Genomic DNA, 11,131 nt, shown 5'->3' on the forward strand with positions numbered 1-11,131 from the left:
AGCAGCGTGCAGGACGTGCACGTGCCGGACATCGGCTCCAGCGCCAAGGGCAAGGTCATCGAGATCATGGTCAAGGTCGGCGACCGCATCGAAGCCGACCAGAGCCTGCTGACCCTGGAGTCCGACAAGGCCTCCATGGAAATCCCTGCACCGGCTGCCGGCGTGGTGGAGCAGGTGCTGGTCAAGCTGGACGACGAGATCGGCACCGGCGACCTGATCCTCAAGCTCAAGGTCGAAGGCGCTGCCCCCGCAGCTGCTACTCCGGCAGCCGCTCCCGCGCAGGCCGCCGCACCCGCTGCAACCCCTGCACCGGCCGCCGCACCGAGCGGCAGCAGCGTGCAGGACGTACGCGTGCCAGACATCGGCTCCAGCGCCAAGGGCAAGGTCATCGAGATCATGGTCAAGGCCGGCGACAGCATCGAAGCCGACCAGAGCCTGCTGACCCTGGAATCCGACAAAGCCTCCATGGAGATCCCCTCGCCGGCTGCCGGCGTGGTGGAAGAAGTGCTGGTCAAGCTGGATGACGAAATCGGCACCGGCGACCTGATCCTCAAGCTCAAGGTAGCCGGCTCTGCTTCTGCACCCGCCCCGGCGCAAGCCAGCCAGGAAGTGCACCGTGTGCCGGAAGGTGCGGCGCCGGAAGTGGCCGCCGAAGTGCGCGCCATCGCCTCGCTGTCGGCTGCTGCCGCCGAAGTCGCCAATGCGCCCAAGCGCGATGGCGCCAAGGTGCATGCCGGCCCGGCCGTGCGTCAGCTGGCCCGCGATTTCGGCGTGGAACTGGCGGATATCGCCGGCACCGGCCCGAAAGGTCGCATCCTCAAGGAAGACGTGCAGGCGTACGTCAAGGCGATGATGCACAAGGCCAAGGCCGCACCGCAGGCAGCTGCAGCCGCTACGGGTGGCGCCGGCATTCCGCCGATCCCGGCCGTGGACTTCAGCAAGTTCGGTGAAATCGAAGAAGTGGCGATGACCCGCCTGATGCAGGTCGGCGCCGCCAACCTGCACCGCAGCTGGCTCAACGTGCCACACGTGACCCAGTTCGACTCGGCCGACATCACCGACCTGGAAGCCTTCCGCGTCGCGCAGAAGGCCGTGGCGGAAAAGGCCGGCGTCAAGCTGACCGTGCTGCCGCTGCTGCTCAAGGCCTGTGCCCACCTGCTCAAGGAACTGCCGGACTTCAACAGTTCGCTGGCCCCGAGCGGCAAGGCGCTCATCCGCAAGAAGTACGTGCACATCGGCTTCGCCGTCGATACGCCGGACGGCCTGCTGGTGCCGGTGATCAAGAACGTCGACCAGAAGAGCCTGCTGCAGCTGGCCGGCGAAGCCGCCGCACTGGCCGACAAGGCCCGCACCAAGAAGCTCTCGGCTGATGACATGCAGGGCGCCTGCTTCACCATCTCCAGCCTCGGCCACATTGGCGGCACCGGCTTCACGCCGATCGTCAACGCGCCGGAAGTGGCGATTCTCGGTGTGAGCAAGGCCACCATGCAGCCGGTGTGGGACGGCAAGGCCTTCCAGCCCAAGCTGATGCTGCCGCTGTCGCTGTCCTACGACCACCGGGTGATCAATGGCGCTGCCGCGGCGCGCTTCACCCAGCGTCTGTCGCAGCTGCTGGCCGACATCCGCACCATCCTGCTGTAAACCGTTTCGAGCACGCCACGCTCGTCCCTCAACCCCGCCCATCCAGGCGGGGTTTTTTTATGGCGCGGCACGCCAGGCAGGAACACATCGGGGGCACTGCGAACACGCCGCAGGGCATGGCCTCCCTGCACGCGCCTGCGTGGGTGGCTGCCTTATCCCTTCTGCACGTTGCGAATCAGGAAGCTCAGAGCCTTGGCCAGCTCCGCAGCGCCCTGGTGATCGCGCAGGATGGTCAGCAAGGGGCTGCCGTCGCCCGGATTGATCAGCACGCAACGCACGCCGCCGGCAGGGCACTCGTAACGGATGAAGGGATCGATGCCGAACACCGAGAACCGCTGATTGCGCACGGAGATGGCGGTGCCCTCGGCGCCCCGGCTTTCCTCGCGCAGGATCAGTTCGCCGGCCGCACCGAGACTGATGCGGTACAGCAGGTCCTGGCGTTGCGCCTGGCCGACCTGGTAGCCGGCGCGCAGGGCATAGGTGTCGAGCAGCGCATTGCTGTGCGCCAGCAGCGCCTGGCGCTCGTTGTCGGTCAGGTACAGGCGCTTGAGGCCATCGAGGTAGGCAACCTGCTCGGCGCCCTGCAACGTTGCCGCGTCATCGGCGCTGGCAACCGCCGGCATGGCCACAAAAAGTGCTCCGCCAAGCACCATGGCCATGAGTTTTCTTGTCAGTATCGTTTGCATCATGCACCCTTGCCGAACGCTATAGTGAAGTAGGCCTGAGCCCTAGCCTCCGTCCATGCCGCTGCCCCCTTGGCAGCGGCCCTGTACCGAGAACGGAAGCCTCGCCTGGTCAGCATACTGGAAGCCCAACGCCCAATGAAAAGCCATCCCGATGCCGGCACCCGCTCGGCAGCCGAGGTTGTGACGCAGTTGCCAGTGCCCTCGCGGCTCGGCATGTTGCGTTTCGAGCGCTTGAACGAGCCAAGCTGGGCCCTGCTGTTTCTCGACCCGGCCTGCGAACGCCAGCTGGGCATCAGCGCCAGCGATCTGTGCGCGCTGGTGGATGCTCCCTACGCCAGCCTGATGGAACCCGAGGCGCGCTACCGCCTGCACGACGCCATCCAGCAGCAGCTGCTGCAAGGTCCGCACTACCTGGTGCGTTACACCCTGCATACGCCGCAGGGCGCCCTCACGCTGCTGGAGGTGGGCGAACCGTTCAAGCAGCGCAACCGCCAATTGCTGCGCGGCTATCTGCTGGTGGCGGACGAAAGCCTCGATCGGTACGCCGCCACCGAACAGGAGCTGCACACGCAGAACCAGCAACTGCGCAGTTCCCTGCAGCAGTACCAGCGCACCCAGGATGACCACCTGCAGCACCTGGCGCGCTCACGCACACAGCAGCAGTTGATCGTGCGCCTGGCGCGCCAGCGCTACGCCTCCAGCAACCCGCAGCAGGAGGCGGCCGAACTGATCACCCAGGCCGCCTGCGAGGTCTACGGCGTCGCGCGCGCCGGCATCTGGAAGCTGGGCAGTCACCATCTGGACTCGGTGTCGCTGTACCGCCGCGATCTGGACCGCCATGAACAGCTGCCCTCGATAGACGCGCGCAGTTTCCCGCAGTATCTGCAGGCGCTGCACAGCGGCCGCGCCATCGACGCCCATGACGCCCAGCACGACCCGCGTACCTGCGAACTGACCGCCAGCTACCTGCAGCCGCTGGGCATCTGCTCGATGCTCGACGCCAGCATTCGCATCGAAGGCGAAGTGGTCGGTGTGCTCTGCCTGGAACACGTTGGCGGCCCGCGCACCTGGCAGGCCGACGAGATCGCCTTCGCCGGCGAGCTGGCCGATCAGTTCGCCCAGGTGCTGATCAATCAGCAGAAGCGCCACGCCACCAGCGCCCTGCACCTGTTCCAGCGCGCCGTCGAACAGAGCGCCAGCGCCTTTCTGCTGGTCGACCGCGACGGCCGGGTGGAGTACGTCAACCCCAGCTTCACCGCGATCACCCTGTACAGCAGCGACGAGGTCTGCGGCCATCGTCTGTCCGAACTGCCGGCCCTGGCCAATCTCAGCGATCTGCTGTTCGATGCCCGTTCCAGCCTCGCCGAGCACAGCAGCTGGCAGGGCGAATTCCGCAGCCGGCGCAAGAATCTGGAGCCCTACTGGGGCCACCTGTCGATCTCCAAGGTCTATGGCGACGACGGCGAGCTGACCCATTACATCGGCATCTACGAAGATGTCACCGAGGCCAAGCTGGCCCAACAGCGCATCGAGCGCCTGGCCTACACCGACAACCTGACCAACCTCGGCAACCGCCCTGCCTTCATCCGCAGCCTCGAGGAGCGCTTCGCCCATAGCCCGCGCCCGCCGCTCGGTCTGCTGCTGGTGGACATCGACAATTTCAAGCGCATCAATGACAGCCTCGGCCACCAGACCGGCGACAAGCTGCTCTCGGCCCTGGCCCGGCGCCTGCGCAACAGCCTCGGCGCCAAAGGCACCCTGGCGCGCTTCGCCAGCAACGAGTTCGCCATCCTGCTCGACGGCTGCGACCAGGACTGCGGCCTGCGCGTGGCTCATCAGGTGCTGCAGACCCTGGACAAGCCGCTGTTCGTCGACAATCAGCTGATCAGCATCACCGGCTCCCTCGGCCTGGCCCTGGCCCCGGAGCATGGCGACGACCCGCAGACGCTGATGAAGCACGCCGGTCTGGCTCTGCACAAGGCCAAGGCCAACGGTAAGCACCAGGTCCAGCTGTTCACCGAGGCGCTGAATGCCGAGGCCAACTACAAGCTGTTCGTCGAGAACAACCTGCGCCGCGCCCTGACCCAGAGCGAGCTGGAGGTGTTCTACCAACCCAAGCTGTGCCTGAAGAACGGCCAGTTGCTCGGCATGGAGGCGCTGCTGCGCTGGCACCATCCGGAAAAGGGCATGATCCGCCCGGACCAGTTCATCAGCGTCGCCGAGGAAACCGGCCTGATCATCCCCATCGGCAAGTGGGTGGTGCGCCAGGCCTGCCGCATGAGCAAGCAGATCGCCGCCATCGGCCTGGGCGAGTTGCAGGTGGCAATCAACCTGTCGCCCAAGCAGTTCTCCGACCCCGACCTGGTCGGCTCCATCGCCGCCATCCTGCACGAGGAGCAGCTCGACCCGCGGCTGCTGGAGCTGGAGCTGACCGAGAGCCTGCTGCTGGAGGCCACCGAAGACACTCGCCACCAGCTCGGCCGTCTCAAGAGCCTGGGCCTGACCCTGGCGATGGACGACTTCGGTACCGGCTACTCCTCGCTCAGCTACCTGAAGAAGTTTCCCATCGACGTGATCAAGATCGATCGCAGCTTCATCAAGGACATCCCCGACAACCAGGACGACATGGAAATCACCTCGGCGGTGATCGCCATGGCCCACAATCTCAAGCTCAAGGTGGTCGCCGAAGGCATCGAGACCGGCGCCCAGCTCGGCTTCCTGCGCCGCCAGAAATGCGATGTCGGCCAGGGCTATCTGTTCGACAAACCCATTCCCGGCCGCGAGCTGATCGACAGCCTGCGCCGCTACCCGTGCCGCCCACAGGGCGAGAGCCACCACCCGGCCGACCAGCGGACGTAACATCCCGCACGGCCGATGGTCCATTAGCTGCCCATAGTTCAGGAGACCGCCATGGTTCTGCGTTCCCAGATTCTTGCCCACAAGCTCGCCCTGCCGACCGCCGAGCAGGCGCTGCCCGGCCGCGCCGAGCCCCTGCCCGTGGCGCAGCAGCACCATGTCAACGGCAATCCGATCAAGCCGCCCTTCCCGGCGCAGATGCAGCAGGCGGTATTCGGCCTCGGCTGCTTCTGGGGCGCGGAACGGCGCTTCTGGCAGCAGCCGGGCGTGTTCAGCACGGCGGTGGGCTACGCCGGCGGCTTTACCCCCAACCCCACCTACGAGGAGGTCTGCTCCGGCCTGACCGGGCATACCGAAGTGGTGCTGGTGGTGTTCGATCCGCAGCAGACCAGCTTCGACGCGCTGCTCAAGGTGTTCTGGGAGGCGCACAACCCGACCCAGGGCATGCGCCAGGGCAACGACCAGGGCACCCAGTACCGTTCGGCCATCTATTGCCAGGACCACGCCCAGCTGGAGGCCGCCCTGGCCAGCCAGGCGCGCTTCCAGGCAGAGCTGGACAAGGCCGGCCTGGGCAGCATCACCACCGAGATTCGCGAAGCGCCGACCTTCTACTACGCCGAAACCTATCACCAGCAGTACCTGGCGAAGAATCCGGGCGGCTATTGCGGCCTGGGCGGAACAGGCGTATGCCTACCCCCTGAGCCCGCAGCATGAGTAAGCCATCGTGGAACTGAGCAGCATCGCCAGCCAGGTATCCAGTCAGGCATCGGCGCAGATCTCTGCGCAGATGTCGCTCCTGCTGCTGCGCAAGACCCTGGAGCTGCAGGCCGCCAACATCACCGGCCTGGTGCAGTCGGCGGCACCGGCCAGCGCGCCTAGCAATCCGCCACATCTGGGCAATCACATCGACGTGATGGCCTGACCGTCCCAGCGGAAGAAAGGCTGCCCGGCGACCACGTGGCGGACTAAACTGCGGGCAGATAGCCACCAGCCTGCGAGCACGGCATGCCCGCCCACACTCCTTACATCTCCCCCGAGCAGCTGTGCATCGGTCTTTACGTTCACCTGGACCTGAGTTGGTGGGAGCACGATTTCGCCTTCAGCAGCTTCAAGATCAAGGACGAGGCGCAGATCAGCGCCCTGCGCGCGCTCAAGCTCAAGCAGCTGCGCTACGACCCGGCACGCAGCGATTGTCCGCCCCTGGCCCAGGCCGAAAGCACGCCACCGCCAGCGCCTGCCGAACCGACCGTGGACCCGCAAAGCCAGGAGCGCCAACAGCGCGCCGAGAGGCTGCGCCAGCTGCGTACGCGTCTGGCTGATGTGGATCGCCGCTTCATCGAGGCCAGTCAGCGCATCAAGACCCTCAACCAGACGCTGCGCAGCCGCCCCGAAGATGCCATGCGCCAGGCCGGCGTCATCGTCGGCGCGATGGTCGAGACGCTGCTCGGCGCACCCGGCGTGGTGCTGCACGGCATTACCGGCAAGGCCGCCGAGGACAGCTACTTCCATGCCCTCAACGTCACCGTGCTGTCCCTGCTGCTCGGGCGCCAGCTCGGCCTCGACAGCGAGGCCTGCCACAGCCTGGGGCTCGGCGCCCTGCTGCACGATATCGGCAAGCTGGAAGTACCGAGCAAGGTGCTGCTCAAGGCGGAGCCGCTGACCCGCCCGGAGCAGCAACTGCTGCAGATGCACAGCGACTTCGGCCTGCGCATGGGGCAGAAGCTGATGCTCGACGACGAGGTGCTGCGCATCATCCACGAGCACCACGAGCATTGCGACGGCAGTGGCTACCCGCGCGGTTTGCGCGAAGCCGCTATCGGCCGGCTGAGCCGCCTGGTGGCCATCACCAATCACTTCGACAACCTGTGCAACCCGCTCGACCCGCGCCAGGCGCTGAGCCCGCACGAAGCCCTGGCGCTGATGTTCAAGCAGCAGCGCGAGCGCTTCGACGAGGTGGCGCTGAAGGCCTTCATCCGGGTCATGGGCATCTACCCGCCGGGCAGCCTGGTACAGCTGGAGGATGAGCGCTATGCGCTGGTGCTGGGCATGAACCCGAGCCAGGCGCTCAAGCCCACGCTGATTGTCTACGACGCCGAGGTAGCCAAGGAGGAAGCCCTGATCCTCGACCTCGCGCAGGAGCCGAAGCTGGCCATCGCTCGCAGCCTGCGACCGGCGCAGCTACCGCTGGAGGTGCTGGAGTACCTCAGCCCGCGGCGCAACCTGAGTTATCACATCGAACCCAACCACAAGCCGGCTTGAGCGGCCCGTCGGCGACGACTTCGTCTCCAGGTGACGCCTGCGTGGCCGTGGGGTGCGCCATGCGCACCGGCCCGCTCGCTCAGCCGGCCGACTTTTCCTCGATCAGCCAATCCAGGCGCCAGCCACCCTGGCTCTGCCCGAGCGCGTCGGCCAGCCAGGGCAGCAGCTGCTTGAGCTCGTCCTCCAGGCCCCATGGCGGATTGCTGAGCACCAGACCCGAACCGGTCAGGCGCGTGGCGTCGTCGGGGGCATGCACGTAAAGTTCGGCACGCAGCAGCTTGGGCGCGGCGCTCTTTTGCAGATCGCGGTAGAAGCGCGCCAGCTGGCGCTCGTCCTTGATCGGGTACCAGATCGCGACGATGGCCTGACGCATGCGTCCGTGCGCTTCGTTCAAGGCCTCGACACAGCGCTGCAGCTCGTCGGTCTTTTCGAAGGGCGGATCGATCAGCAGCAGCACGCGCTTCTCGCGGGTCGGCATCAGCGCCCGCGGCACCAGCCAGCCCTCGCCCAGATGCACGGCTACGCGACGGTCGCCACGCATATTGTCCTTGAGCAGGCGGCCATCCTCGGGGTGCTTCTCGTTGAGCTGCAGACGATCCTGCTCACGGCTGAGCAGGCGCGCCAGCTCCGGCGAACCGGGGTAGTAGCGCAGCTCGCCATCCGGGTTCATCGCCCGCACCACCTCCAGATAGGCTTCCACCGCATCCGGCAGCTGCGTGGCCTGCCATAGGCGGCCGATGCCCTCCAGGTACTCGCCGGTACGGCTGGCGGCATCGCCCTGCAGATCGTACAGGCCGAGCCCGGCATGGCTGTCGAGGTAGGCAAAGGGCGCCTCCTTGCGCGACAGCAGGGCGAGCAGGCGGGTCAGCACCAGGTGCTTGAGCACGTCGGCGTGATTGCCGGCATGGAAGGCGTGGCGGTAGTTCATGGAGGTCTCCGAAGCGGTCGCCAAGTTTACCCGTTGGAAGGGCTTTACGCGCGCATCAGCTCCAGCAGCAAGGCCAACGGCGGATGCTCAGCGGCATCGCGGCGGCGTACCAGCAGCGTGCTGGTCGCACCAAGTTCCGGGGCGATGGCCTGGTAGTGCACCAGATGCACACGCGGGTGACTGTCGAGCAGGCTGCGTGGCAACAGGCCGATCCCCATGCCGGCAGCAATGCCGGCAAAGATCGCGTCGATGGAGCCATAGCTCTGCCGCGCCGCCACCTGCAAACCACGACTGACGGCCCAGCGCTCAAGGCGCTCGCGGTAATGGCACCCATCGGGGAAACCCAGCAGAGTCTGCGGTCGACTCTCCAGTTGGGTGCCATCCTGCTCGGGCGGCAGCACCAGCATCAGTTCCTCCTGCCAGATGGGCAGGCAGTCGAGCTGAGGATGCTCGAACGGCCCGCCGATCAATCCGCCGTCCAGTTCTCCTGACAACACCCCCTCGACCAGTCGCCGGCTCGGCCCGGTGCTGAGCTGCAGGTTCACTCGCGGAGCCCGCTGGTGGAAAGCCGCCAGCAGCTCAGGCAAACGCACCGCGGCGGTGGTTTCCATCGACCCCAGACGCAGATCGCCGCTCCAGATATCTTCCTGCACGCTGCGCCAGGCCATCTGGCAAAGCTGCTCCAGATGCTCGGCATGGGGCAACAGGCGTTCGCCGGCCGCAGTCACTCGCAGACGCTGCCCCTGACGCTGAAAAAGCCGGATGTCCAGTTGCTGCTCCAATTGCCGAAGACGCGCCGAGACGTTCGACGGCACGCAGTGCAGGCGCACGCCGGCGGCGCTCAGCGAGCCCTCCCGAGCCACGGCGAGAAAATAACGCAGCAGCTGCGGATTGAGTCGTTGCCAGGCATCCATGACATTCACCAAAAGTGAAAATAGACCGCAATATTTTTCACTAACCATCAAGCAACGACAATGGCTAAGGTGGGCAGCACGACCGGAGGCCCCCATGCCCAGACTCGACCGTGCCCACCTCACTGCCCTGCTCGCCGCCGCACTGGCGCTGGTGGTCGTTCACGCACTGGGCCGTTTCGCCTTCACCCCCTTGCTGCCACTGCTGCTCGACGACGGCCTGTTCGATCTGGCCCAAGGCGCCCAGTTGGCGACCTGGAATTATCTCGGCTATCTGCTTGGCGCCCTGCTCGCGCTGTTCATGGCCAACCCGCGCGGCCTACGCCAGGGCTTGCCGGCTGCCTTGCTGGTCAATGCCGGCCTGACCCTGGCCCAGGTGTTCACCCACGACGTCGACCTGCTGGCCGTCCTGCGCCTGGCCAACGGCGTCAGCAACGGCGTGGTCTTCGTGCTGGCCCCGGCCCTGGTGCTGGAGTGGCTTGCCCTGCGCCAGGCCACGGCGCTGAGCGGTCTGGTCTATCTGGGCTTGGGTGGCGGCATGTTGCTGTGCGGCCTGCTGGTGGCCATCACCCCATGGCAGGGGCCGATGCGCTGGCTGCCGATCGCGCTGTGCGCCCTGCCCCTGGCGCTGCTTTGCGCTCCGATGCTGCGGCGCCTGGCGCGGGATCTGCCCGACAAGCCACCCGCGACCGCCCGTGGCGCATTGTTCGGCAGCCACAACCTGGCGTTGCTGATGGCCTATCTAGGGGCGGGCCTGGGTTACATCCTGCCACTGACCTTTCTGCCGGCCATGGCCCGCGAACAGCTGCCCGCCGGTCATCCGCTACTGGTCGGCAACTGGTGGTGGACGGCGCTCGCCTGCCTGCTCTCGGCGACGCTGTGGAATCGTGCCGGCGCCTGGCTGGGCGATCGTCGGGCCCTGCTGGCCAACTACCTGCTGCAACTGCTCGGCGTGACGATGCCGATCCTGCTGCCCGGCCCCTTTGGCGTCATGACCTGCGCCCTGCTGGTCGGCGGGACCTTCCTCGGCACCGTATTGCTGACCCAGCGCCTGGCCCGCGCCCTCAACCCGGACCAGGGCTTGCGCCTGGCCGCCCTGCTGATCAGTCTGTACAGCGGCAGCCAGTTGCTCGGCCCCTGGCTGGTGCAACACTGGACTGCCGCTGGCCATAGCCTCACGAGCAGCTTCCTTATCGGTACCGCAGCATTGCTCTGGGCCGTCCTGTGGGCCTGGCAGGTGTCCGAACCACGATCCCATGCTGAAATGGAGCCACCCCATGTCTCTCACCGCCCTGCTCGGCACTGACCTGCCCCTGATCCAGGCGCCGATGGCCGGCTCGCAGGATCATCGCCTGGCCGCCGCCGTGTGCCAGGCCGGTGGCCTCGGCTCGATTCCCTGCGCCATGCTCACGCCGGCCGCCCTGCGCCAGGAGCTGCAGGCGATGCGCGAGCTGACCGAGCGGCCGTTCAACCTCAACTTCTTCAGCCATGTGCCGCCCGAGCCGGACGCGGCCCGCGAGGCTGGGTGGCGTGAAGCGCTGGCGCCCTACTATGACGAACTGGGCGTAGACCCGGCGAGCGTTGTCGTCGGGCCCCGACGTCTGCCGTTCAACGCCGAAGCGGCCGCGCTGGTGGAGGAATTTCGCCCGGCGGTGGTCAGCTTCCACTTCGGCCTGCCGCAGCCGGATCTGCTGGAGCGAGTCCGGCGCAGCGGGGCGAAGATCCTCTCCAGCGCCACCACCCTGAACGAGGCGCTGTGGCTGCAGGCGCAAGGCGTCGATGCGGTGATCGCCCAGGGCCTGGAAGCCGGCGGCCATCGCGGACACTTTCTCGATTTCGACCTGAGCCGC

10 protein-coding genes are annotated in these 11,131 nt (G+C 66.7%); 7 read left to right on the forward strand and 3 right to left on the reverse strand.

What is annotated here, in order from left to right:
• Nucleotides 1-1,641 (forward strand): dihydrolipoyllysine-residue acetyltransferase (gene aceF / locus N7333_RS22275; protein ID WP_279859398.1); only part of this gene is annotated, 1,641 nt, incomplete at its 5' end.
• 152 nt (nucleotides 1,642-1,793) lie between these two features.
• Here aceF and N7333_RS22280 read toward each other — a convergent pair.
• The gene (locus N7333_RS22280; RefSeq protein ID WP_036987361.1) at nucleotides 1,794-2,300 is read right to left on the reverse strand and encodes a hypothetical protein; all 507 of its coding nucleotides are present in this window, start codon (nucleotides 2,298-2,300) and stop codon (nucleotides 1,794-1,796) included.
• Between the two features lie 162 nt (nucleotides 2,301-2,462).
• Between N7333_RS22280 and N7333_RS22285 the strand changes: the two genes are divergently transcribed.
• From N7333_RS22285 to N7333_RS22300, 4 genes are all read left to right on the forward strand, one after another.
• Entirely contained in the window at nucleotides 2,463-5,186 is a 2,724-nt protein-coding gene (locus N7333_RS22285; RefSeq protein ID WP_129481872.1) for a GGDEF and EAL domain-containing protein, read from the forward strand.
• A gap of 51 nt (nucleotides 5,187-5,237) precedes the next feature.
• On the forward strand, nucleotides 5,238-5,897 hold the full coding sequence (msrA, locus tag N7333_RS22290; protein ID WP_129481873.1) for a peptide-methionine (S)-S-oxide reductase MsrA: 660 nt from the start codon (nucleotides 5,238-5,240) through the stop codon (nucleotides 5,895-5,897).
• 10 nt (nucleotides 5,898-5,907) lie between these two features.
• A complete protein-coding gene (locus tag N7333_RS22295; RefSeq protein WP_041772794.1) occupies nucleotides 5,908-6,105 on the forward strand; it encodes a putative motility protein in 198 nt (65 codons plus the stop codon).
• Between the two features lie 83 nt (nucleotides 6,106-6,188).
• Nucleotides 6,189-7,442 carry an HD-GYP domain-containing protein gene (locus N7333_RS22300; RefSeq protein ID WP_096827520.1) on the forward strand — a complete coding sequence of 418 codons (1,254 nt, stop codon included), beginning with the start codon at nucleotides 6,189-6,191 and terminating at the stop codon, nucleotides 7,440-7,442.
• Nucleotides 7,443-7,521: 79 nt separating this feature from the next.
• On the opposite strand, the gene rlmJ is transcribed toward N7333_RS22300, so the two are convergent.
• On the reverse strand, nucleotides 7,522-8,370 hold the full coding sequence (rlmJ, locus tag N7333_RS22305) for a 23S rRNA (adenine(2030)-N(6))-methyltransferase RlmJ (RefSeq protein ID WP_129481874.1): 849 nt from the start codon (nucleotides 8,368-8,370) through the stop codon (nucleotides 7,522-7,524).
• A 44-nt stretch (nucleotides 8,371-8,414) separates the two neighbouring features.
• On the reverse strand, nucleotides 8,415-9,284 hold the full coding sequence (locus tag N7333_RS22310; RefSeq protein WP_129481875.1) for a LysR substrate-binding domain-containing protein: 870 nt from the start codon (nucleotides 9,282-9,284) through the stop codon (nucleotides 8,415-8,417).
• Nucleotides 9,285-9,378: 94 nt separating this feature from the next.
• On the opposite strand from N7333_RS22310, the gene N7333_RS22315 reads away from it, so the two are divergent.
• Together N7333_RS22315 and N7333_RS22320 are read left to right on the forward strand one after the other, a co-directional pair.
• Nucleotides 9,379-10,587 (forward strand): YbfB/YjiJ family MFS transporter, encoded by a 1,209-nt coding sequence (locus N7333_RS22315; protein WP_129481876.1) that lies wholly within the window; start codon nucleotides 9,379-9,381, stop codon nucleotides 10,585-10,587.
• Nucleotides 10,559-11,131: nitronate monooxygenase (locus N7333_RS22320; protein ID WP_279859400.1), on the forward strand; the 573-nt coding region annotated here is incomplete at its 3' end. The genes N7333_RS22315 and N7333_RS22320, both read left to right, overlap by 29 nt.

The organism is Pseudomonas sp. GD04158 (assembly GCF_029834875.1).
Classification (GTDB): Bacteria; Pseudomonadota; Gammaproteobacteria; order Pseudomonadales; family Pseudomonadaceae; genus Aquipseudomonas; species Aquipseudomonas hydrolytica.